The sequence below is a fragment of the Mesorhizobium sp. B264B1B genome, assembly GCF_020165765.1.
Lineage (GTDB): Bacteria > Pseudomonadota > Alphaproteobacteria > Rhizobiales > Rhizobiaceae > Mesorhizobium.
This window is the reverse complement of record NZ_JAIUIS010000002.1, coordinates 222252-242838: the sequence shown is the minus strand read 5'-3', so window position 1 is coordinate 242838 and position 20587 is coordinate 222252. Positions and strand designations below refer to the sequence as shown.

25 protein-coding genes and 1 tRNA gene are annotated in these 20587 nt (G+C 62.1%); 11 read left to right on the top strand and 15 right to left on the bottom strand.

The genetic code is table 11. The features are described from left to right. Positions 1-79: 79 nt before the first annotated feature. The 4 genes from LB547_RS04955 to LB547_RS04940 form a co-directional block, all read right to left on the bottom strand. Positions 80-568: an NUDIX hydrolase gene (locus LB547_RS04955; RefSeq protein WP_140517665.1), complete on the bottom strand. Its 489-nt coding sequence runs from the start codon at positions 566-568 to the stop codon at positions 80-82. Positions 569-777: 209 nt separating this feature from the next. After that, positions 778-1278: a xanthine phosphoribosyltransferase gene (gene gpt / locus LB547_RS04950; RefSeq protein WP_140493737.1), complete on the bottom strand. Its 501-nt coding sequence runs from the start codon at positions 1276-1278 to the stop codon at positions 778-780. Between the two features lie 113 nt (positions 1279-1391). Then, complete coding sequence (locus LB547_RS04945) at positions 1392-2225, bottom strand: universal stress protein (protein WP_140493736.1); 834 nt, start codon at positions 2223-2225, stop codon at positions 1392-1394. Positions 2226-2306: 81 nt separating this feature from the next. Further along, on the bottom strand, positions 2307-3050 hold the full coding sequence (locus LB547_RS04940) for a competence/damage-inducible protein A (protein WP_140517664.1): 744 nt from the start codon (positions 3048-3050) through the stop codon (positions 2307-2309). Between the two features lie 174 nt (positions 3051-3224). Between LB547_RS04940 and wrbA the strand changes: the two genes are divergently transcribed. Together wrbA and LB547_RS04930 are read left to right on the top strand one after the other, a co-directional pair. Beyond that, positions 3225-3824, top strand: a complete 600-nt coding sequence (gene wrbA / locus LB547_RS04935; protein WP_140517663.1) for an NAD(P)H:quinone oxidoreductase type IV — start codon at positions 3225-3227, stop codon at positions 3822-3824. 171 nt (positions 3825-3995) lie between these two features. Next, positions 3996-4292: a hypothetical protein gene (locus LB547_RS04930; protein WP_140494988.1), complete on the top strand. Its 297-nt coding sequence runs from the start codon at positions 3996-3998 to the stop codon at positions 4290-4292. Between the two features lie 108 nt (positions 4293-4400). On the opposite strand, the gene LB547_RS04925 is transcribed toward LB547_RS04930, so the two are convergent. The 3 genes from LB547_RS04925 to LB547_RS04915 form a co-directional block, all read right to left on the bottom strand. Beyond that, positions 4401-4640, bottom strand: coding sequence for a DUF2188 domain-containing protein (locus tag LB547_RS04925; protein ID WP_140493732.1), 240 nt, complete (start codon positions 4638-4640; stop codon positions 4401-4403). Between the two features lie 30 nt (positions 4641-4670). Next, positions 4671-4949 (bottom strand): DUF982 domain-containing protein, encoded by a 279-nt coding sequence (locus LB547_RS04920; RefSeq protein WP_140517662.1) that lies wholly within the window; start codon positions 4947-4949, stop codon positions 4671-4673. Between the two features lie 131 nt (positions 4950-5080). Then, entirely contained in the window at positions 5081-6184 is a 1104-nt protein-coding gene (locus LB547_RS04915; protein WP_140517661.1) for an NADH:flavin oxidoreductase/NADH oxidase, read from the bottom strand. Positions 6185-6337: 153 nt separating this feature from the next. On the opposite strand from LB547_RS04915, the gene LB547_RS04910 reads away from it, so the two are divergent. Both LB547_RS04910 and LB547_RS04905 read left to right on the top strand, forming a co-directional pair. Beyond that, a complete protein-coding gene (locus LB547_RS04910) occupies positions 6338-6916 on the top strand; it encodes an NUDIX domain-containing protein (RefSeq protein WP_140522089.1) in 579 nt (192 codons plus the stop codon). A gap of 134 nt (positions 6917-7050) precedes the next feature. Further along, a tRNA-Leu gene (locus tag LB547_RS04905) sits at positions 7051-7136 on the top strand. Between the two features lie 173 nt (positions 7137-7309). Here the strand turns inward: LB547_RS04905 and LB547_RS04900 are convergent. Next, the gene (locus tag LB547_RS04900) at positions 7310-7609 is read right to left on the bottom strand and encodes a DUF1236 domain-containing protein (RefSeq protein WP_140493726.1); all 300 of its coding nucleotides are present in this window, start codon (positions 7607-7609) and stop codon (positions 7310-7312) included. Positions 7610-8089: 480 nt separating this feature from the next. On the opposite strand from LB547_RS04900, the gene LB547_RS04895 reads away from it, so the two are divergent. Next, positions 8090-8326: a hypothetical protein gene (locus LB547_RS04895; protein WP_140517659.1), complete on the top strand. Its 237-nt coding sequence runs from the start codon at positions 8090-8092 to the stop codon at positions 8324-8326. Between the two features lie 183 nt (positions 8327-8509). On the opposite strand, the gene LB547_RS04890 is transcribed toward LB547_RS04895, so the two are convergent. Both LB547_RS04890 and LB547_RS04885 read right to left on the bottom strand, forming a co-directional pair. After that, positions 8510-8800: a hypothetical protein gene (locus LB547_RS04890; RefSeq protein WP_140671726.1), complete on the bottom strand. Its 291-nt coding sequence runs from the start codon at positions 8798-8800 to the stop codon at positions 8510-8512. A 659-nt stretch (positions 8801-9459) separates the two neighbouring features. Beyond that, a complete protein-coding gene (locus LB547_RS04885; protein ID WP_140564643.1) occupies positions 9460-10125 on the bottom strand; it encodes an outer membrane protein in 666 nt (221 codons plus the stop codon). 185 nt (positions 10126-10310) lie between these two features. Here LB547_RS04885 and ade point away from each other — a divergent pair, with 185 nt between their 5' ends. Continuing rightward, the gene (gene ade, locus LB547_RS04880; RefSeq protein WP_140493720.1) at positions 10311-12122 is read left to right on the top strand and encodes an adenine deaminase; all 1812 of its coding nucleotides are present in this window, start codon (positions 10311-10313) and stop codon (positions 12120-12122) included. Positions 12123-12143: 21 nt separating this feature from the next. Here ade and LB547_RS04875 read toward each other — a convergent pair whose 3' ends face one another. Together LB547_RS04875 and LB547_RS04870 are read right to left on the bottom strand one after the other, a co-directional pair. Next, complete coding sequence (locus tag LB547_RS04875) at positions 12144-13304, bottom strand: alpha/beta hydrolase (protein WP_140584166.1); 1161 nt, start codon at positions 13302-13304, stop codon at positions 12144-12146. Positions 13305-13446: 142 nt separating this feature from the next. Further along, positions 13447-14520, bottom strand: coding sequence for an alpha/beta hydrolase (locus LB547_RS04870; RefSeq protein WP_140493715.1), 1074 nt, complete (start codon positions 14518-14520; stop codon positions 13447-13449). Positions 14521-14926: 406 nt separating this feature from the next. Between LB547_RS04870 and ilvA the strand changes: the two genes are divergently transcribed. After that, complete coding sequence (gene ilvA / locus LB547_RS04865) at positions 14927-16183, top strand: threonine ammonia-lyase IlvA (protein WP_140493713.1); 1257 nt, start codon at positions 14927-14929, stop codon at positions 16181-16183. Further along, positions 16180-16734, top strand: coding sequence for a DUF1697 domain-containing protein (locus tag LB547_RS04860; protein ID WP_140762352.1), 555 nt, complete (start codon positions 16180-16182; stop codon positions 16732-16734). Before ilvA ends, LB547_RS04860 begins: the two co-directional genes overlap by 4 nt. A 31-nt stretch (positions 16735-16765) precedes the next feature. Here the strand turns inward: LB547_RS04860 and LB547_RS04855 are convergent, their stop codons facing one another. Together LB547_RS04855 and gloA are read right to left on the bottom strand one after the other, a co-directional pair. After that, positions 16766-17059, bottom strand: coding sequence for a DUF2218 domain-containing protein (locus LB547_RS04855; protein ID WP_140762349.1), 294 nt, complete (start codon positions 17057-17059; stop codon positions 16766-16768). A gap of 128 nt (positions 17060-17187) precedes the next feature. Further along, positions 17188-17628 (bottom strand): lactoylglutathione lyase, encoded by a 441-nt coding sequence (gene gloA / locus LB547_RS04850; RefSeq protein ID WP_140762346.1) that lies wholly within the window; start codon positions 17626-17628, stop codon positions 17188-17190. Between the two features lie 268 nt (positions 17629-17896). On the opposite strand from gloA, the gene LB547_RS04845 reads away from it, so the two are divergent. Genes LB547_RS04845 through LB547_RS04835 form a run of 3 tightly spaced genes read left to right on the top strand, consistent with a single transcriptional unit; the run spans position 17897 to position 19816 of the window. After that, entirely contained in the window at positions 17897-18442 is a 546-nt protein-coding gene (locus LB547_RS04845) for a cold-shock protein (protein ID WP_181165163.1), read from the top strand. A gap of 22 nt (positions 18443-18464) precedes the next feature. After that, complete coding sequence (locus tag LB547_RS04840) at positions 18465-19028, top strand: DUF192 domain-containing protein (RefSeq protein WP_140522103.1); 564 nt, start codon at positions 18465-18467, stop codon at positions 19026-19028. A 20-nt stretch (positions 19029-19048) separates the two neighbouring features. Beyond that, complete coding sequence (locus LB547_RS04835) at positions 19049-19816, top strand: alpha/beta fold hydrolase (protein ID WP_140558495.1); 768 nt, start codon at positions 19049-19051, stop codon at positions 19814-19816. A gap of 43 nt (positions 19817-19859) precedes the next feature. On the opposite strand, the gene LB547_RS04830 is transcribed toward LB547_RS04835, so the two are convergent. After that, a complete protein-coding gene (locus tag LB547_RS04830) occupies positions 19860-20465 on the bottom strand; it encodes a hypothetical protein (RefSeq protein ID WP_140762343.1) in 606 nt (201 codons plus the stop codon). Between the last annotated feature and the right edge of the window lie 122 nt (positions 20466-20587).

Below are 20587 nucleotides of genomic sequence, written 5' to 3'. Positions count from 1 at the left end.
CTATTACGTCTTCATTAGAAAAGCATTCACGCCGCAGGCGCCCCCGCCCGAGCTGCTTGGTGGCGCGGCCGGTCCCGGTTCAGGCAAACCGACGCGGGTCGGCGCAGAAATAGGCGATGATCTGGCAAAGATCCGGTTCGTTGACCATGCGCACCGCTTCGCTCGAATTGACCCATTTGCGGGTGCGGGAGCGTTTTTCCTTCCAATGGTCGGCGACCTTGTCGACATGCAGCGGGAACACCAATACCTCGCATGGCACTTCCTCGCCGGAGGCCAGGGCCTTGGCGTAGAAGTAGCGGCCGGCCTCGAGATGCGAGATCGTCCCGCGCAGTCCGGCTTCCTCGACAGCCTCGCGCGCCGCGGCTTCGCAAAGCGGCTCCCTGGCTTCAGGCCAGCCCTTCGGAAGCACCCAGCGGCCGGTATCGCGGCTGGTAATCAGCATGATCTCGACGCTGTTTCCGGTTTCGCGCCAGGGCAGGGCGGCTACCTGCAGACGGCACGGCGCGGTGCCGAAGAGTCGCCGGACCCTTTCGGCCAGATGGTTGTGCGTCGTTGGCCTCGTCAGCATCGGAGAAGCTAGCCCCAGCCTCCAGAATCGTTTGCCGTCTCACGAATCTTACGGCTAATTATCGGCAATAAAAGTAAAAACTTTCATCAGGATGGCCGATTTTCGCCAATAGACGCCGATTTCCGCGCGCCAGCCAGCCTCGCGAGACCCTTTGCCTAGTGGATGAGACTTCCCTGCGGCTCGATTTGCAGCAGGTTGCTTGCCGCGAATCAGCCGGCGTGATCGTCGGCGATCGGCTTCTGGTAGGTGAAGCCCATGTCCCAGGGAAAATAGATCCAGGTATCCTGACTGACCTCGGTGACGAAAGTATCGACCAGCGGCCGCCCCTTCGGTTTGGCGTAGACGGTGGCGAAATGCGCCTTCGGCATCATGGCGCGCACGATGCCAGCCGTCTTGCCGGTGTCGGTCAGGTCGTCGATAATCAGCACGCCCGCGCCGTCGTCGGCAAGCAGGGCCGGTGTGACCTCCTTCAGCACCTGCAGCTGACCCTGGCTGCTGTAGTCATGATAGGAGGCGACGCAGACCGTCTCGATAACGCGTATGCCAAGCTCCCGCGAGATGATCGCCGCCGGCACGAGGCCGCCGCGCGTGATGCAGACGATCGCTTTCCATTGCGCCTTGTTGGTGCCGGCAAGCCGCCAGGCGAGCGCGCGCGCATCGCGGTGGAACTGGTCCCAGGAGACCGGAAAGGCTTTTTCGGGAAGGGACATCTTTCGCGCACTCCGCAGCACGCGCGGTCGCGCGCAGAAAACAGGGGAATGCGCGCGGAAGTAACTGGAAAACCTCGCGCTTGGCAAGAGCGGCCGCAAACGACACTGTGAACTTACCGCGACAGGAAAGCCGCCACCGGCGCGGTGCGCAGCACGGAGCGCGTCACTCCGCCGAACAGGAGCTGGCGCAGCCACGAGTGGCTGTAGGCGCCAAGCACCAGCAAATCGGCGCCGGTCTCCGCGATCCTGGTCTGGATCACCTCGTCGACCGAGGTGCCGCCCGATCTCTGCACCGAGACACTCACGCTGGCGCCATGACGCGACAAGGCGGAAGCGATTTCCGCTCCGGCGGCCTCGGGGCGTTCATCGAGCGTGTCCGGCGGATCGATGACCAGAATGTCGGTTTTGTCGGCCTCGATGATGAAGGGCAGCGCATCGAAGGCGGCGCGTGCGGCCTCCTTGCTGCCGTTCCAGGCAAGCAGCACACGCTTGAAGGTGGTGATCAGCGGACCCAGGTGCGGCACTACCAGCACCGGCCGTCCGGCGTCGTAGACCAGTGTGTCGACGTCGGCGCTCGCATCGCCGCCCGTCTCGCGCTGCGCGGCGATGATCAGGTCGGCGGCACGCACGCTTGAAATGCCGGTCAGGGCGCTGTCGCCGGAAAAACTCTCCAGGCTGTGCCATTCGAAGGACAGGCCGGAATTCTCGATATGCCTGAGAAACGCGGCCCGCAGCTTTTCGGCCCGTTCGCGGTTCATGTCGGCCGAAACCTGCAGGAACTCGGTGTCGGGAAAGCCGGTGGCCGACGTGTAGGGCACCGGAAGCGCTTCGGCGTGGATGCCGATCAGATGGCTCTGGAAGCGGCCGGCAAGCGGAATGGCGAAGTCGAGCACGCGCTCCGCGTCCTGCTCGTTCTGCAGAATGGCGACGATGGTCTTGAAGCGCATGGTGATCCCCTCATTTTGCGAGCGATCCGCCCGCGGCAAGGAAACGTCGCCGCGTTGTGCTTGGTTCCGGCCTGGACCGGATCAGCTCGCGCTGCTGGCAAAGCCGGCCACCATCGCCTCGACATCGGCGCGCGCGGCGTCCAGGGCCTGCTGGCTGCGGGCACGGACCACCAGTTCGGTCCAGAACTTGCCGTCGCCGTATTTCGGATAGGAGCCGATGATCGTGTCCGGATGCGCTTTCTGGATCTCGCCCAGCGGCCCGCCGACGAGACCTTCGCCGAACGGGCAATGCACCGCTGCCGACAGCATTTTCGTGCCGGCTTTCAGCGTCGGCACGACATTGTCGAGCATGGCCTGGAAGATCGAGGGCACGCCCGCCATCACGTGGACATTTCCGATGCGGAATCCGGGCGCGACCGACACCGGATTGTCGATATGGTCGGCGCCGCGCGGCATTCGGGCCATGCGCTTGCGGGCCTCGGTGTATTCGATGCCGCGAGCGGCATAGCTTGCTTCCAGCAGGGCATAGGCCTTGGCATCGTATTCGCACGGCACGCCGAAGGCCTTGGCAATCGAATCGGCTGTGATGTCGTCATGGGTCGGGCCGATGCCGCCGGTTGTGAACACATAGGTATAGCGGGCCCGCACCGCATTTACCGCGGCGACAATCTCGTCTTCCTCATCGGGAACGATGCGCACCTCCTTCAGGTCGATGCCGATGGCCGTCATGATGTCAGCCAGATGGCCGATATTCCTGTCCTTGGTGCGGCCGGACAGGATCTCATCGCCGATGACGAGCATGGCGGCGGTAACGATTTCGGACATCGATGGCTCCGGCAAAAACGGGTCGCCTGAAATAGCGCGGCACGCGGCCAGCGGCAATGCCATCCGACCGGTGAACAAACTGTGCCCGCATACGCGGTATTCCCCGAATATTGGCGCCCTAAGTACCCTGGCGTGGCTGGGGCGGGCGAGGATCATCACGTCAAGGAGACGCAAATGGCGAAAGTACTTGTTCTCTACTATTCGAGCTGGGGTCACATGGAGCAGATGGCCAAGGCCGCAGCCGAAGGCGCGCGCGAAGCCGGTGCCGAGGTGACCATCAAGCGCGTCGCCGAACTCGTGCCCGAAGCGGTCGCCAAGGCCGCCCACTACAAGCTCGACCAGGAAGCGGCGATCGCCAGCCCGCTGGAACTGAGCGACTATGACGCGATCATCGTCGGCGCCTCGACGCGTTACGGAATGATGTGCGCGCAACTGAAGAACTTCTTCGACCAGACCGGCCCGCTATGGGTCAAGGGCGCGCTGATCAACAAGATCGGCTCGGTGATGTCTTCGACCGCGACCCAGCACGGCGGCGCGGAACTGGCGCTGATCAGCACCCAGGCCATGCTTCAGCACCACGGCATGATCATCGTTCCCCTGTCCTATGCCTATCAGGCTCAGATGGGCAACGATGTCGTGCGTGGGGGGGCGCCCTACGGCATGACCACCACAAGCGACAGCGACGGTTCGCGCCAGCCTTCGGCGCAGGAACTCGAAGGCGCGAAGTTCCAGGGCGGGCGCGTCGCCGAAATCGCCGCGAAGCTGCACGGCTGATCGTTGTGCCGCCGGTGCCTGCCGGCGTTGCTCCTGCTGGCGATGCTTGTGGTCCACGCCGTGGATCGTCGCTTCACCGACGCTTCACAAGGAATTCAAGGAACCATTCGGCTGATGACTGGTTTGCCCCGTGTCGCACCCAAGGCGACGAAGACAAAACGGAGTGATCCAATGTACAAAAAACTTTTCGCGGCATTCGTTCTGACGGCCGGTCTTGCCACATCGGCGATGGCGCAGTCGACGGACGGCAGGTATTACAACCATGACAGTTGGTGGAACAATTGGTCGCTGTTCGGCAATGAGGATTCATCAGCCATCGACCAGAGCACCACCGGGAGCATCAACGCATACGGCTCCGGGTTGAGCACCCAAGGCAATACCGGTGGGATGGGCCCATGTGCTCACAACACTCCAGGTCCGGACGCCAATGCTCAAGGCAACGTCAATGACCAGTACTGCGGCAAATAATCAGCCGTAAGTTTCCCTGCTGACCGTAGGGCGTTTTCTCTCCCGACGTCCGCGGTCGGCGCTCCGGGGCGGCCGGCCTTTGGGGCGATCGGGCTTTGGGCTGAAAGATCAGTCGGAAACCTCGGTCTGCGGCCGGTCGCGTCCATCAGCCAGTTCCTCATGCCATTTGCCGTCGGCATCCTCGTACTGGATGCCGTCCGTCGACCCCGCGACCTGCTGCTCGGCTGAAGCGATCTCGGCGGCCCGCAACGCGTCCTGATGCGTGGGAAACGTCTCCGAGAAGGTCGCTCCGACCTTGTAGGCCCAGCCGCCGTCATGCTCGACGATCTTGTAAGTCAGCTTCGCCATCAATAACCTCCGGTTTAAAGGTCCGTCCGCTCAATGCAGGCGGTCGTCGGACAGCTTGTCGTCTGGCACCAGCACTTCCGATTCCTTGGCGGCTTCGATAAGGGCCCGGCGCGCATCCGCTGTCGAACGATAACCTTCCAGCACTTTGAGGCAAGTGTCGAGAGCATCACGATGACGGGGGCCGCGATTGAGCGGCCAAACCGTCATCAGGCACTCCGCCGCCTCCTGGGTACTGCGGATGTGGCGATATTTGCCGACATGGCCGAGTTCGACCACGACCGGTGTTTCAAAAGGCTTGTTGTCCATCATGGCCGCAACGCAAAGCAGTCAATTTGGTTGCAACCGTGTCCTCAGCCTGCGCCCAAACGTCCCAAACCTCCTTGGAAGCTCTATTGCGGCGGTCGTCCGACGACGCGTTCCGCCCTTCTCGGAAGGGTCGCTCAGTCCGCCGCCTTCATCCAGTGCTGCATCGTCGTCACCGAGCGCGCGAGCTGCGGCGCGGGATGGATCGTCTCGCTGAACGTGGCGGCCGCTCGCCACCCCCAGCGCGGGTCGGCGAGGAAGGCGCGCGCCAGCGCAACCATGTCGGCGCGGCCTTCGGCGATGATCGCCTCTGCCTGCTTGGGATCGTCGATCAGACCGACCGCGCGGGTAGGGATGCCGGCGCCCCTGCGCACGGCTTCCGCCAGATGTACCTGATAGCCGGGGCCGGAGGGCAGTTTCTGCAAGGGCGAATTGCCGCCGCTCGAGCAACAGAGATAAGCGACGCCTTCGGCCTTCAGCGCTTTCGCCACTTCGATCGCATCCTCGACGTCGAAACCGCCATCGACCCAATCCTTGACCGACAGCCGGGCGCCCAGCATCAGTTTTGGCGCTGCCTTTTTCACCGCCTTGGCGATCTCGACGACAAGACGCATGCGGTTTTCCAGCGAGCCGCCCCAGCTGTCCGTGCGTTGGTTGGAGAGCGGCGACAGGAACTGGAAGATCAGGTAGCCGTGCGCCGCGTGCAGCTCGATGAAGTCGAAGCCCGCGCGTTCGGCCCGCCTCGCCGCCTCGGCGAACCGCTCGATGAGCTGGAGGATCTCCTCTTCCTCCAGCGCTCGCGGCACGTTCCAGCCGGTATCGTAGGCGATTGCCGAAGCCGAGACGGTCTGCCAGGGATCCTCGTTCGGCTGCAGCGGTCCGCCGCCCTCCCAGGGCTTGCGGTTCGAGGCCTTGCGGCCGGCATGGGCAAGCTGAGTGCCGAATTTGGTGCCGGGTGCGGCCACGCGCCTTGCTGCGTCCAGGGCGCGGCGCGCAGCGGCTTCATTGTCTTCGGAATAGAGGCCGAGGCAGCCATGGCTGATGCGGCCCCGCCGCTCGACATCGGTCATCTCGACCGTCACCATGCCGGCGCCGGACATTGCCAGGTTCATCCAGTGGTGGAGATGCCAGTCGCTCGCCGAGCCGTCCTCGGCCGAATACTGGCACATCGGCGCAACGGCGATGCGGTTGGGAAAGCTCAAGCCATCGAGCGTGATCGGCTGGAAAAGCGATGTGGTCATGAACGAAACTCCGGGAATAGGATGCGCTATTTAGGCGATCGATCGCCGCCATGCCACACACGAGAGAGTGAAATGCTTACTGGACCAACCGCTGCCCCGATTGCGTGAACGCCGATTCGCGGCTACGCCTCCCGGGCAACGTGGAGGCAGCCGATGGAAGATCGTATCCGCATCCGTTCTGAAGAAATCCTATCCGACGACTGGGCGATTCTGAAGAAGACCGTCCTCGACTACCGTCGCCGCGACGGACAATGGGAGACACAAATCCGCCAGACTTACGATCGCGGCGATGGCGCGGTGATCCTGCCCTATGATCCCCAGCGTTCAACCGTGCTCCTGGTGCGCCAGTTCCGCTATCCCGCCTATGTCACCGGCCACCGCGAACCGCTGGTCGAGGCCTGCGCGGGACTGCTCGACGAAAACGATCCGGAGACCTGCATCCGCAAGGAGGCGGAGGAAGAGCTCGGCTATCGGCTGAACCATGTGGAGCGGCTGTTTTCGCCCTATATGAGCCCGGGCAGCGTCACCGAGCGGCTCTGGTTCTTCACCGCCCTCTATTCGCCCGCCGACCGCATTTCGGCCGGTGGCGGCGCAGCGGACGAAGGCGAGGACATCGAGGTGCTGGAAATGCCGCTCGACGAGGCTCTGGCCGGCATTGCCGATGGCCGCATCATCGACGCCAAGACCATCATCCTGATCCAGCATCTGAAGCTCCATCCGATCGCTGTTTGACCGATACCGGTCGCCCCTGCGGGACGAAGAATCGGTGCGGGGCGAATGAAAACGAACGTGTTTTGCACAACGCTTTTTTGGGACTGCATGGCCCTAATTGACGAGATCGCCTAGGTAGTTGAAACGAAAGGCGCGCGGACGTGGCGGAATTGGTAGACGCAAGGGACTTAAAATCCCTCGATCTCTGATCGTACGGGTTCGATTCCCGTCGTCCGCACCACCTTAACTCTACTTCAATGCTCTGCAGAGCCTAGCCGACACCAACGGGTGCCACCCGGGTCTCTTAGCGGCGGCTCGGCGACCGTGCGCCGAGGCGCGCCGTCGGCTATGGGCCCTCGGCGAACGTTGCCACGATCCGCCGACCTGAAACGACGGATCGTGGCGTTCAAGCGCTCACTGGATAATCTTTACGATCTTGCGTGTGCCGGGATCCACGACGACGGTGTGATTGTCCACGACGACGTAGCGATATTTGACGTTGGGAATTTCATGAAGCTCGACCGTGTCGGGCAGGGCGGTCCCGACATTGAGCTCGACGCCGGGAATCTTGACTGAGGCCAGAGGCTGTTTCTTTACGTATTCTTGTATGACGGTTTCGTCCTGCGGCTGAATGACCACATCCTGTGCGGCGGCGGCACCGATGCCGGCAAGCAGCAGGAATCCCGCTACGACGGTTGTAAGATCGGTTCTCATTGTTGCTTCCTTTCTCTCTCGTTGGGCTTGACGCGAAGCGCGGTGGCGCCCGAAGGATTGCCAGGGTTGGCAAGGGCTCCCAATGCTGGCCATCGATCAGGGGAACCATCGTTCAATGGCCTGTCAGGCAATCGCTCTTAGACGCGTGGGTTCCAAACAACCGTGGGTTTGGGCCTTTTGCGCGCCACGATCTGACTTTGGTCGCATGTTCAATAGGACCCAAGCCCCAGCAGTGGAACCGCCGGTAGGAAGCGTGCGTTGCGTTTGCTAATGATCTTCAACTGGAGGCCGATCATGGCAGCCGGCCCCGCTGTGGTAAATTCTGGCGGCAGCGCTGCCGTGGCCATTGTTCTGGCAGGCGGAAAAAATATTTGGCGTCAAGATTGACGCTCCCAAAGCCAAAGTGCCGTCCGCATCGGCGAATCCGGCAGCTCCGTCGAACGGTGGCTGATGTCAATCCGACGCTTCGTGAGGCAAAGCATGACCCCTGGTTCCATCAAAACTGATGGCCGTGACCGTGTCACAATCCCCGACAACGACAATCACATGGCTGGCGTCGACACCAAGCCGCTCTTGAAAAGTATCCAGAGCGACGATTTTGCTGACGCGCTTTGCGCGAGAGCCGAGCGGTTCGCGACCAAGGTGGTCGTGGCAATGGCGATTTGTTTGACATCGACACTGGTCGCCGGCGTTTATTTTTTACTGGCGCCCTCTTGAGGGACCAGAAGCTCAAGCTGGAGAGCACGACCGGCCTCTCATACCCGGGCTGCGATTAAGCACTCATTTTCAACAGGGAAGACCCGCCTGGCTTCCTCAGCCTCCACTTCCCTTGTTGTCGGTCCGCCGCTCGCGGGCACGGCCCGGCAGGGTTGGCGATCAGCCGGGCCGGATTGCACAATATTAGTCGTTGCTGTCGTAGATCACCACTGGGTGATGCCGGTGGTGACGGCGTTCAGTTGAGCCCGTTATGACGACGGTGTCGCGGCGATGATGCCGGCGACCTTGGTCATAGAAGGCCACCGTGCCATGGCGCCGATGATGGAGGCGCTGGCCCTGATCGTTGATCACTGCCACGTGGCGGTGATGATGGCGATGGGTTTTGATGACGACGTCGGCTTCTGCCGCCGAAGCGACAACCGGCATTGCAACGAAAACGAGCGCCATGGCACTTGTCAGAAAAATCGCTTTCATAAGTGTTTCTCCATTCCAGATCCCTCGGGGGTAGTTTCACGACAGCTCAAGCCGCACGAGATCTCGATTTGAGCTTTCTGCCTGCGAACTGAGCAGGGGGTTGAGGGTGCAAATGATTGTAACCCTGCTCTCGTGGGCACATGAAGGACCATTGCTGCACCCGTTCAACAAATGGAAGGAATGCGAGTACGTTCCTTGCAGGAGAGCTGATCGGACCTCTGCTGTAGGTATTCGGACCAAGGTCTTGCTGATGTTCTTGGACCTTCGTCCGCACTTGCGGTTCGATGGCTCTTTTCTCGATGCAATTCTTTGAGTGTTCACTGCGCGATCGGGCGCGGGTACTGCGATGGCGGACGCGCGCCTGCGTGCGAGGGCAGGATCATAAACGGCACGCGGCATCAAGTGCTGCGCCGGTGACGTTCAGACAAGCGGGCATGGTGATACTGGTGCGATCACGCAATTCCGCGCGCCGCAGGCAATGATACGGTGTCTGCGCGGCGGATCTGATCCGTCGAGGCCGGCGTCTACCAGGCCCAACCCATCCCCCCGCCCACTGGGGACGCCGGCCCCTCAGTCCTTGGAATTGCCTTAGAATTGCCGTCACGGACCATGCGAGATCGAGCATGATCCTGCCCGGTGACCGGGCGCGGTGATGGGGCTCAGAACTTGTAGCTCAGATTGATGCCGACCGTATTCAGCTTCACATTCTGGTCGCGATCGAGAAAATCGTCCGGCGCATCAAAATGCTCCTTGCTGAAATCATAGTAGCGATACTGCGCCCCGACGACGAACCTGTCGGTCAGCGCATAGTCGACGCCGGCCCCAACCGTCCAGCCTATGCTGGTTCGCGTGTTGTCGAACGAGGTACCGGCATCTTGGGAGGTTTCGATGCCGGCAAAGGCGACGCCGCCGATGCCGTAGATCAGGAACCGATCCATCGCATAGCCGGCCTTGGCATTGATGGAACCGAACCACTTGACATCCGTGCCGAGCAGATTTCCCGCACCCAGTTCTTCGGCGCCCTTTGCCGAGGAATAGTTAAGCTCTGCTTCGGCGCCGAGCACAGCCTGGTCGAATTGCCACAGACCGGCGACATGGCCACCGACGAAACCGCCGTCGAGGTCTGGCGAGGCGGCAAACGGCTCGCCCTCGGTTCCCGAGATATCGGAACTGCCCCAGCCATAACCGCCTTGCAGGCCGGCATAGTAGCCGGTCCAGTCGAAACCGGGCGCGGTCATCGGCACATCGGCCACAGGTTCGGCTGCGAAAGCCGGTGCGGCCAGAGCGGCAAGAAAACCGACAGTTGCAAGCATTAGGCGACGCATCGAACTGCCCGAACGAAGAGCTGGAAGATCCTGGCAGGCACGGTAACCCGATTTGCGGCAAAACGGAATCGCATTTCTGTGCGGCCGATTTACGCTCTCCGTCGGTCTTGGAACAATCGGGAGAAAGTGTGAGGCTGGTCAAAACCGTGGCGGCTTGGCACAGTCGGGCAAACAGGAGTCGCTTCATGGCGAACACGCCGTCGGGCAGCAAACCCAGACCATGGACTGAAATGGCAACGCATCTGGTCGATGTCGCCATGGGCAGGAAACCCGCCGATCTCGTCATCCGCAACGGGCGCTGGGTCAATGTTCACTCCGGCGAGATCGTAGCCGGCACCGACATCGCTATTGCCGGCGGCCGCTTCGCCTATTGCGGTCCGAACGCCGGCCATGCCATCGGGCAGGGCACCAAGGTGGTCGATGCCGGCGGGCGCTATCTGGTGCCCGGCCTTTGCGACGCGCACATGCATGTCGAGAGCGGCATGGTGACGGTGACCGAATTCTGCCGCGCGGTGATCCCGCATGGCACGACTTCGATGTTTATCGATCCGCACGAGATCGCCAATGTGCTCGGCCTGCCCGGCGTGCGGCTGATGCATGACGAGGCCGTCGCCATGCCGATCAACGTGCATGTCCAGATGCCGTCCTGCGTGCCCTCGGCCCCCGGGCTCGAACATGCCGGCGCCGAACTGACGGTCGCCGACGTCGCCGAGGCGATGGGCTGGGAAAATATCATCGGGCTGGGCGAGGTGATGAATTTCCCTGGCGTAGCCGCCAACGATCCTGTGATGTCGGGCGAGATCGCCGCGACCGTGAAAGCCGGCAAGACCGTCGGCGGGCACTATGCCTCGCGCGATCTCGGCCTGCCGTTCCATGGCTATGTCGCCGGCGGCCCGGAGGACGACCATGAGGGCACGCGCGCCGAAGATGCCATCGCCCGCGTGCGCCAGGGTATGAAGGCGATGCTTCGGCTGGGCTCGGCCTGGTACGACGTCGCCTCGCAGATCAAGGCGGTTACCGAGGGCGGCATCGATCCGCGCAATTTCATCCTGTGCACCGACGACAGCCATTCCGGCACCTTGGTTCACCAGGGGCATATGGACCGCGTGGTCCGCCACGCCATCAGCCAGGGCTTGAAACCGGTGACCGCGATCCAGATGGCGACGCTCAACACCGCTCAGCATTTCCGGCTGGAGCGCGAGATCGGATCGATCGCGCCGGGGCGGCTGGCTGACCTTTTAATCGTCTCGGATCTCGCCGAAATGACCATCGACGAGGTCTATGCGCGTGGCGTCAGGCTGGCCAAGGCCGGCAAGCTCGACATCGACATTCCGGTCTACGACTATCCCAAGGCGGCGAAGAACACCGTCAAGCTCGGCAAGAAGCTGAAGGCCCACGATTTCGACATCACGGCACCCAACGGCGCGAACGAAGTCCGGGTCCGGGTCATCGGGGTCATCGAAAATCAGGCACCGACGCGGGCGCTGGAAGCGGATCTCGCCGTCGAGGACGGGCTGGTCGCCATGGATCGCCGCAACGACGTCTGCCAGATCGCGCTGGTCGAGCGCCACAGGGGTACCGGCGGCGTCACCAATGCCTTTGTCTCCGGCTTCGGTTACATCGGCGATTGCGCGATGGCGTCGAGCGTGGCGCATGATGCCCACCACATCATCGTCGTCGGCACCAACAAGCGGGATATGGCGCTGGCGGTCAACCGACTGGGCGAGGTCGGTGGCGGCGTCGTGCTGTTTTCCAAGGGTAAGGAACTGGCACTGGTCGAAATGCCGATCGCCGGGCTGATGTCGGACGAGCGGGCCGAAATCGTCGCGGCCAAGGCCGACAAACTGACCGAGGCCATGCGCCAGATGGGCTGCTCGCTGAACAACGCCTACATGCAGCACTCGCTGCTGGCGCTGGTCGTCATTCCGGAGCTCAGGATTTCCGATGTCGGCCTGATCGACGTGACGACCTTCCAGAAGGTCGACCTCTTCGTATAAGAGCAGTTGCGGTCGCTTCGCTCATCCGCCGGTGGCGATCGTCAGCACCTTGAACGGCGTGGTGATGACGATCTCGGCAACCGAGCCGACGGCCTTGCCGAGGCCTTGGCCGAGATTGTTGAGCTGCACTGGAGGTTCGTCCGACGCCAGGCCGGCCGGGGCCCGCAGCCGGTCGCCGAGCAACTGAACCAGGATCGGATTGTCGGCGAATTTGGCGTGGTTCAGCCGGTCGCCACCCTTGGTCTGGCTGAGATCGACCACAGACACGCCATAGCTGGCCAGATCGGCCGCGTCGCCATAGTCGCCGACGCGGGGCTTGTCGCCCGAAATCAGGGAAGACAGTTTGAGCGCCCGGTCGTCCGCGGAAAGCAGGATGGCGAACGGTTTGTCCGGCTTGCCGTAGCGGATCATCTGTTTCTTGAACACGTCGACGTCGATGTCGGGCGAGGCCAGGATGACATAACCAAGCTTGCCGTCGAGATCGCGGTCGCCGGTGATGGCAAGCTGGCGCAGCGCCTCCATGGTCACCCATGTTCCCATCGAATGGGCGACGATGTCGATGCTCTTAGCCCGCGTCTTGGCCAGCATCCTGAGCGTTGCCTCGAGGTCGTCACGCGCCGCGTTGGCGCTCTCCTTGTCGTAGATGTAGCCCGTCGTCTTGCCGCTCGAAGCCCAGGAAAACAGCACCGGCGTGCCCGGATATTTCGTGTCGTGCGCGATCTGCGTCAGCCGGTAGATACCGTCGTCGAAACCATTGTTGAACCCGTGCACGAAAACCAGCGCACGGTCGCCGCGCATGGCGATGTCGGCACCGACCGCTTTGGCGAATTGCGGCGCATCCGCATAGAACGCGACATCCTTGGCGGTGAAATCCTTGGCTGGATTGCTGTTGGCAGACCCCCGGACACGCTCGATCATGCCGACCTTGTGACTTTTCGGCACGGTGACGTCGACCCGGGCGAAGCTGGTGGTCAAGGAGCGATCGCCGTCGAACACCTGCCGCGGGTCCTTGGTCGCCTTCTGGCGGGTGGTGGCGACGAATATCTCGTGGGTGGCCGCGATGTCGGACGCGGGTACGGCAACCGTCGTCCTGTTCAGCAGATCGTGCGTGTTTCGGCCGGCGCAGCCTGCGACCAGCAGCGTGAACGCAATGACGACGAAACTCTTCGAATGCACCGTCACACGCCGGCTCCCGCAAAGGAGGACGTCAAACGCGTGACGTCGCTGGATATTTCGATAAGGCCAGAGGCCGGCGCGGTCCAGTTCAAAGTTGGTCGACTCTGTCGCAAGGCCGAGCGGGCCACGCGAACCCGCGGCGATGCATCTATTGGCCGAGCAGGCTGATGCGGTCGGTCACGTCGCGGTCGCTGGCAAATCCATCGTCTTCGCGCAGCCGTTGGCCGATCATCTTCACCAGCGCGGGATTGTCGGCGAATTTCGTATGGTTGAAACTGTCCGCTCCCTTGATCTTGGAGAGGTCGACGACCGTTACGCCGTAGGATGCAAGGTCGGCGGCGTCCTTGTAGTCGCCGACGCGCGGCCGCGCGCCGGCAATCAGACCGGAGAGCCGGAGCGCGCGGTCATCATCGGACAACAACAGGATGAACGGCTTGTTGGGTTTGCCATAGCGGCGCATCTGGCTCTTGAACACGTCGACATCGATGTCGGGCGATGCGAGCACGACGTCGCCGAGCTTGCCGCCGAGATCACGGTCGCCGGTGATGGCGAGCTGGCGCAGCGTCTCCATGGTCACCCAGGTTCCCATTGAATGGGCGACGATGTCGATGCGCCGCGCGCCGGTCTGCGCCAGCATGCGCAACGTCACCTCGAGCTGGTCGCGCGCGGCGCTGGCGCTTTCCTTGTCGTAGACATAGTCGGTGGTCTTGGCGCCGGATGCCCAGGAAAACAGCACGGGTGTGCCGGGATAGCCGGAATCGTGGACGATCTGGGTCAGGCGGTAAACGGCGTCGTCAAAGCCGGTGTTGTAGCCATGGACGAAGACCATGACGCGGTCGCCGCGCGCCGCGATGTCAGCACTTAGCGCATTGGCGAATTTCGGCTGGGTGTCGTAGCCGACGACCTCGGAGGCCATGAAATACTTGGCCGGATCGTTCGACTTGCCGCGCGAGCGGCGTTCGATCTGCCCGGTCTGGTGGATGCCGGGCACGGTGACGTTGACGCGGGCGTAGTTCAGCGTGGCCGATCGCTCGCCGTCGAAGACCTTGTTCGGATCGTCGGATTTCTTGCGCGTGGTGGCGATGAAGATGCTGTGATTGCCGGCGATCTCGGTCACCGGCGCTGCCACGATGGCGCTGCCGAGCAGTTCCTGGGTCTGCTGTCCCGCGCAGCCCGCGACAAGCAAGGCTAGGCCAATGGCAAAAATCGTCTTCAACGGCACGTCTGAAATTCCACTCCGGCCCGAAAAGGCCAATCGCCTCCGCAAGTCTCCCCCGACAGCGCAAGTGCGGCGGAAGTAAGTCGTGCCCAGCCGAAAAGCGGTCGGCGTCTCGCGACCGCCGCCGCAGTGTTGCACGAAAGCCAGACTGCATCAGGGCGAGCCCCGACGGGCCTTGGCACCCGCATGGATTTTAAGAATTACATGAACAATCACCTCCAACTAACGGCAAATATGTCACTAAACGCCGACCGCTTGGGAACATGAGTGACGGGCAATGGTTTCACGGGGTCGCCTGTGCAATAGACGGAATCGGGTTGCTTGGCGGCAAGGCTCGCGACAAAAGGGCGTTCCGCAGCCAATCGATGATAGACGTTCCCAAACGACATGCGTTCAAGGTGGCTTTCCGATGACCAGCTTCTCTTCCCGTGTTGCCACCGCTGCTTCCGCGATCCGCCGGATCTTTCCGGAAACGCCGCTGCAGGAGAACGACTATCTGTCGAAGAAGACCGGCGCGCGGGTGCTTTTGAAGCGCGAGGACCTGAGCCCGGTGCGCTCCTATAAGATCCGCGGCGCCTTCAACTTCTTCCGCAAGGCACTTGGCGAAGGCAATCAGGCCGAACTGTTCGTCTGCGCTTCCGCCGGCAATCATGCGCAGGGTTTCGCCTTCGTCTGCCGTCATTTCGGTAAAAAGGGCGTTGTATTCATGCCGGTAACGACGCCGCAGCAGAAGATCGACAAGACGCGGCTGTTCGGCGGCGACTTCGTCGAGATCAGGCTCGTCGGCGATTTCTTCGACGATTGCTATCGCGCCGCCATCGAATTCACCGAAAGCGCCGGCGCTCATATGGTGCCGCCCTTCGACCACAAGGACATCATCGAGGGACAGGCGACGGTCGCCTATGAGATCGCCCACCAGATGCCCGGCGCGGGCATGCCCGACATCGTCATGCTGCCGGTCGGCGGCGGAGGTCTGGCCGCGGGGGTGACGCACTACTTCGCCGATCAGGGGCGTGAGGCGCGCTTCGTCTTTTGCGAACCGGCAGGGGCGCCAAGCCTGCGCGAGAGCCTTGCGGCGGGAAAACGGCTCAAACTCGCCAAGGTTGATAATTTCGTCGACGGCGCGGCGGTCGCCGAAATCGGCCGTGAGCCCCTGCGGCACCTCAAGGACTTCGCCGCCGACACGGTGCGGCTGATCCCGGAAAACCGGCTCTGCGCGACCATGATCGAGATGCTCAATGTCGAGGGCGTGGTGCTGGAGCCGGCCGGCGCGCTGGCTATCGATGCGCTGAAGGATTTTTCCAGGAAGGAAATCCGCGGCAAGACCATCGTGGCCGTGGTTTCGGGCGGCAATTTCGATTTCGAACGGCTGCCGGACGTCAAGGAACGGGCACTGCGCTTCGAGGGCCTGAAGAAATACTTCATCATCCGCTTTCCGCAGCGGCCGGGCGCGCTGCGCGACTTCCTTGAAATGCTGGGGCCGGACGACGACATCGCCCGGTTCGAATATCTGAAGAAGTCGGCACGCAATTTCGGCTCGGTTCTGATCGGCATCGAAACCAAGGATCGCCGCAATTTCGACCTGCTGAAAGCGAATTTCGAGGCCGAAGGCGTCCAGTATCAGGATATCACCGACAACGAGACATTGGCCGGGTTCATCATATGAGCGGAAACGTCTTCATCGCCCTGTTTTCAGGCATTAATGTCGGCGGCAACCGCATCGTCAGGATGGCCGAGTTGCGGGCGTTCTTGGAGGATCTCGGGTTTTGCGATGTCGCTACCTACGTGCAGAGCGGCAATGCGGTGTTCCGGGCCAAGGAAGGTGACGCCGCCACGCTGACCAAACAGATCGAAGCGGCTTTCGAGGAGAAATGGGGTTTTCATTCGCGCATCATGGTGCGCGATCTCGGCTGGGTCGAACGGCTGGTCAGGGAAAATCCCTATCCGGAGATTGCCGAGGAGCCAACCAAGCTGCACGCGTATGCGCTGGAGCGCGCGCCTACCGCCGAGGAGGCGGCTGGGCTGGCCGAAAAATGTACGGGTCCGGAGCGGTTCGAGATCAAGGGCGACGTGCTTTACCTGCATGCACCCGGCGGACTGGGCAAATCGGTGTTTGCCAATCTGATCCCACGCGTACTGAAGGTACCTGGCACTGCGCGCAACTGGCGCTCGGTGCTGGCGCTGCTGGAGATGGCTGGCAAGCCCGGCGGCGGCTGATTAATGCCTGCCGTAATGCGCAGAGAAGAGCCTACGCCGCCTCGGCGCGTTTCCAGTCGAACGTCAGCTCCTCGCGAAACGCAAAGCGTTTGATGTGGTCGGCGATGACGCTTTCAAGGCGCTCGATAGAGCCGGGGTCGTCGCTCGACACGGTGATGTGCAGCGCAGCTCCGTCGGCATTCATGATGGTGCGGCCGAGCGAAAGGTCGATGGCGCCATGATTGGGATCGAATTCCACGGGGAATTTGTGCGCCCAATGTTTGCACAATTGCTGCAGATAACGGCTTGCATGTGCGGTGGTGACATCGGCATGGCTGATCGTCATGAAGGGATCTCCGAGGGTGAAACGCACGAAACGGCGCCCGCTTTCGAGGCGGGCGCTATCGCCGCATAGATAGGCGCAACCTCGCCCGCCGCCATAGGCCGGCTGCCGACCGCTCGAAAAGTGATCGATCACCAGCTTCCGGTATTCGGCATCGACGCCCACGGTTCGGCCTTTGCCCTCGCCGGACCTTTCTGCAGAAGTTCGATCGAGATTCCGTCCGGCGACTTGACGAAAGCCATGTTGCCGTCGCGCGGCGGCCGGTTGATGGTGACGCCGTTGTCCATCAGCCGCTGGCATGTGGCGTAGATGTCGTCGACTTCATAGGCGAGGTGGCCGAAATTGCGGCCGCCCTTGTAGTCTTCCGGGTCCCAATTGTAGGTGAGCTCGACCAGCGGTGCTTTCTCGTCGATGCCGCTTTGCTCGTCTTCCGGCGCGGCCAGGAAGATCAGCGTATAGCGGCCCTGCTCGTTCTCGTAGCGGCGCACTTCCTTCAGGCCGAGCTTGTTGCAGTAGAAATCGAGCGAAGCATCGATGTCGGCGACGCGAACCATGGTGTGCAGATAGCGCATGTGATTTCCTCGACTTGTTGGGTTGCGGCGCAACATAGGGGTGGGCCGTCCAAAGGGCAAATCCCAGGCGGCTGCCGGCGCCGCCAAAGAACAAATCCGGTATTCGCATAATGAACCGTGAAAAAAGGCACGTCAGGTCTTGCACTCACCGGAAGCCGCAGTGTTAATCTGGTGTCAAGAATCAGTTGCGGTGTTCTTGAAAAAAGGGGGCATTCTTATGGGGGAAAAAGCCTCTTTGACGGGGCGGTCCGAAACCCTTGGCGACGCCATGAAGCGCGACGAAGGCGGCGATGCCGTCGATCTGACCGAAATATCCGGCGCCATCAAGTGGTTCGATGTAGCCAAGGGCTATGGCTTCATCCTCCCGGATGACGGCGTTTCAGGCGACATCCTCCTCCATGTGACATGCCTTAGACGGGATGGTTTCCAGACTGCTCTGGAGGGAGCGCGCGTTGTCTGCCTCGTCAAGCAGGGCGAGCGCGGATTGCAGGCTTTCCGGGTTCTCTCGATGGATGTCACCACAGCGGTCCATCCCGCGGAAATGCAGGAACAGCGCACCCATGTCTCGGTGACACCCGAAAGCGGGCTGGAACGTGCCTTGGTGAAGTGGTTCAACCGCACCAAGGGGTTTGGTTTCCTGACCCGGGGCGAGGGCACCGAGGACATCTTCGTCCATATGGAAACCTTGCGTCGCTACGGCATCACCGAGCTTCGGCCGGGGCAGGTCGTGCTTGTCCGCTTCGGGCGCGGCGACAAAGGCCTTATGGCTGCCGAAATCCACCCCGATATGGGAACCTTGCCGGTCGCGCATTAGGGCGGTTGCCGAGGATTTTCGCATGACACATAGGAACTGGCTGACGGCGGGCGCAATGTGCGTCCTGGCTGCCGTCATCGTCGCCGCGGGCGCCTATTTCTATTTGCCTGCACCGACGGCGGCCGACAGCCGGGTGATGACCCTGCCGGTGGACCCGACGCCGCTGGTCGTGGCGACGAAAGGCGGAGATCGCTCCTTTTCCATCGAAATCGCCGACACCGATGCTGAACGCGAGGCCGGCTTGATGTATCGCCAGGACATGGCGGACGATCACGGCATGTTGTTCGTCTTCGACATGCAGCAGCAGGTCAACTTCTGGATGCAGAACACGCCGATGCCGCTTGACCTGGTTTTTATCGGCCAGGATGGCAAGATCCGGGCGGTCAAGCACGGCGAGCCGCAATCCCAGGCGCTGATTTCGCCCGGCGTGCCGGTGCGCTTCGTGCTTGAGCTCAAGGCGGGCACCGCCGCCAGGAACGGTATCGATTATGGCGACCTGGTGCGCCATCCGGCCGTTGGCACCATATCAGGCCCCGAGGTGCCGCCATCGGACAATGGCGATGCGCCGAACGGCGGTGGCGGTTGAGGACGCGGGCAGTATAGCCGATGCAGTTTTTTTCCCATGACGGGTTCGATATCGCCTTCCTCGACCGCCAGCCGGAATCGGGCCGGGGCGATCCTGTGCTGATGATCCATGGCTTTGCCTCCAGCCATTACGTCAACTGGGTTTCGCCCGGCTGGTTCAAGACGCTGAACGATGACGGCTACCGCGCCATTGCGCTGGACAATCGCGGCCACGGCTCGTCATCGAAAAGCTACGAAGAGGCAGATTACACCCCGGCCCGGATGGCCTCGGACGCGGCTGCTTTGCTCGATCATCTCGGCATCGGGCGCGCCCATGTCATGGGCTATTCGATGGGCGCGAGGATAGCGGCATTCCTGGCGCTGTCGGATCCCGACAAGGTGGCGACGCTGGTCTTCGGCGGTCTCGGCATCGGCATGATCGACGGCGTCGGCGATTGGGATCCGATCGCGGCAGCCCTTCTTGCCGACGATCCGGCCAAGACCACTCATCCCCGCGGCCGTTCGTTTCGCGCCTTCGCCGACCAGACTCGCAGCGACCGCCGGGCGCTCGCGGCCTGCATCGCCACCTCCCGCGAGTTGCTGAGCGAGGATGAAATTGCCCGGATCGCCCAGCCGACGCTGATCGCCGTCGGCACCACCGATGACATTGGCGGCTCGCCCGACGAACTTGCCGCACTGATGCCCAACGCCAAGGCTTTCCACATCGAAGGCCGTGACCATATGCTGGCCGTCGGCGACAAGACCTTCAAGCGGCGTGTGCTGGAATTCTACGCCGAAAATCCGCTTTGACCCGGCGCAAGAGCCCGATAAAACCTGATGCACAAGCCAGATGTCACGCTGGTTTTTGCAGCGCTTCGAGCGATCGGGTGAGATTCAGCCTGGCCTGCTGCTCGAAGCGCCGACGGAATTCCTCGCTGTGGAAGATGTGCGGGCGTGTCAGGAAGCTGTTCAGCACCGCGCCGCGTCCGGCCCGCCAGATCGGCTCCTCCACCCATTGATATTCGGCGCGGATCGCGCGCTCATAAGCATCGAATGCATCCGGCGCTGCGCCGAGGATCGACAGGTCCATGTCCAGGAAAAGAGCGGCGTCATGCATCGCGGCCGTGTCTTCGAAGCCCGGCAACTGGTGTGTTGCGGTGGCAAGGATCATGGCGCTGATGCGGCAGAGGCGCTGGGCGTCGATGCGGCCCGCGAGCTTTTTTTCCGCGAGTGCTGCGCTTTGTGCCTCGTTGTCCTTAGCCTGGCTGTTATAGACGGCGTCGTGGAACCAGATCGCCGCCTCGACGGCCTCGGGATCGTCGAGCAGCTTCTGGTACTCGCCGGCGAGCGCCAGCATCGCCTCGATATGGGTAAGGTTGTGGTAATGGCGGTCCTGTCTCTCATAGAGAGCGGAAAGCTCGCGTTTGAGGGCATTGTCGAGCAAGAGTTCATTTTCCATGCCGGCTTGAATTCCCGCTAACCAAATCCATTTGACAGAGCACTAAGGAAAATTGAGTTCAATCGTGCTATGATCTGGCTTATATGTGCGGCCCGACATTAGGCAAGGCGGCAGGACGACGT

What these genes read in the sequence shown, in the direction of transcription:
- LB547_RS04835 (WP_140558495.1), top strand. Translation starts at nt 19,049, where the DNA reads ATGCAGTTTTTTTCCCATGACGGGTTCGATATCGCCTTCCTCGACCGC.
- LB547_RS04890 (WP_140671726.1), bottom strand. Translation starts at nt 8,800, where the DNA reads ATGAAAGCGATTTTTCTGACAAGTGCCATGGCGCTCGTTTTCGTTGCA.
- LB547_RS04940 (WP_140517664.1), bottom strand. Translation starts at nt 3,050, where the DNA reads ATGTCCGAAATCGTTACCGCCGCCATGCTCGTCATCGGCGATGAGATC.
- LB547_RS04895 (WP_140517659.1), top strand. Translation starts at nt 8,090, where the DNA reads ATGACCCCTGGTTCCATCAAAACTGATGGCCGTGACCGTGTCACAATC.
- LB547_RS04855 (WP_140762349.1), bottom strand. Translation starts at nt 17,059, where the DNA reads ATGACGATCAGCCATGCCGATGTCACCACCGCACATGCAAGCCGTTAT.
- LB547_RS04955 (WP_140517665.1), bottom strand. Translation starts at nt 568, where the DNA reads ATGCTGACGAGGCCAACGACGCACAACCATCTGGCCGAAAGGGTCCGG.
- ade (WP_140493720.1), top strand. Translation starts at nt 10,311, where the DNA reads ATGGCGAACACGCCGTCGGGCAGCAAACCCAGACCATGGACTGAAATG.
- LB547_RS04930 (WP_140494988.1), top strand. Translation starts at nt 3,996, where the DNA reads ATGTACAAAAAACTTTTCGCGGCATTCGTTCTGACGGCCGGTCTTGCC.
- gloA (WP_140762346.1), bottom strand. Translation starts at nt 17,628, where the DNA reads ATGCGCTATCTGCACACCATGGTTCGCGTCGCCGACATCGATGCTTCG.
- ilvA (WP_140493713.1), top strand. Translation starts at nt 14,927, where the DNA reads ATGACCAGCTTCTCTTCCCGTGTTGCCACCGCTGCTTCCGCGATCCGC.
- gpt (WP_140493737.1), bottom strand. Translation starts at nt 1,278, where the DNA reads ATGTCCCTTCCCGAAAAAGCCTTTCCGGTCTCCTGGGACCAGTTCCAC.
- LB547_RS04910 (WP_140522089.1), top strand. Translation starts at nt 6,338, where the DNA reads ATGGAAGATCGTATCCGCATCCGTTCTGAAGAAATCCTATCCGACGAC.
- LB547_RS04900 (WP_140493726.1), bottom strand. Translation starts at nt 7,609, where the DNA reads ATGAGAACCGATCTTACAACCGTCGTAGCGGGATTCCTGCTGCTTGCC.
- LB547_RS04920 (WP_140517662.1), bottom strand. Translation starts at nt 4,949, where the DNA reads ATGATGGACAACAAGCCTTTTGAAACACCGGTCGTGGTCGAACTCGGC.
- LB547_RS04885 (WP_140564643.1), bottom strand. Translation starts at nt 10,125, where the DNA reads ATGCGTCGCCTAATGCTTGCAACTGTCGGTTTTCTTGCCGCTCTGGCC.
- LB547_RS04830 (WP_140762343.1), bottom strand. Translation starts at nt 20,465, where the DNA reads ATGGAAAATGAACTCTTGCTCGACAATGCCCTCAAACGCGAGCTTTCC.
- LB547_RS04915 (WP_140517661.1), bottom strand. Translation starts at nt 6,184, where the DNA reads ATGACCACATCGCTTTTCCAGCCGATCACGCTCGATGGCTTGAGCTTT.
- wrbA (WP_140517663.1), top strand. Translation starts at nt 3,225, where the DNA reads ATGGCGAAAGTACTTGTTCTCTACTATTCGAGCTGGGGTCACATGGAG.
- LB547_RS04945 (WP_140493736.1), bottom strand. Translation starts at nt 2,225, where the DNA reads ATGCGCTTCAAGACCATCGTCGCCATTCTGCAGAACGAGCAGGACGCG.
- LB547_RS04840 (WP_140522103.1), top strand. Translation starts at nt 18,465, where the DNA reads ATGACACATAGGAACTGGCTGACGGCGGGCGCAATGTGCGTCCTGGCT.
- LB547_RS04925 (WP_140493732.1), bottom strand. Translation starts at nt 4,640, where the DNA reads ATGGCGAAGCTGACTTACAAGATCGTCGAGCATGACGGCGGCTGGGCC.
- LB547_RS04860 (WP_140762352.1), top strand. Translation starts at nt 16,180, where the DNA reads ATGAGCGGAAACGTCTTCATCGCCCTGTTTTCAGGCATTAATGTCGGC.
- LB547_RS04845 (WP_181165163.1), top strand. Translation starts at nt 17,897, where the DNA reads ATGAAGCGCGACGAAGGCGGCGATGCCGTCGATCTGACCGAAATATCC.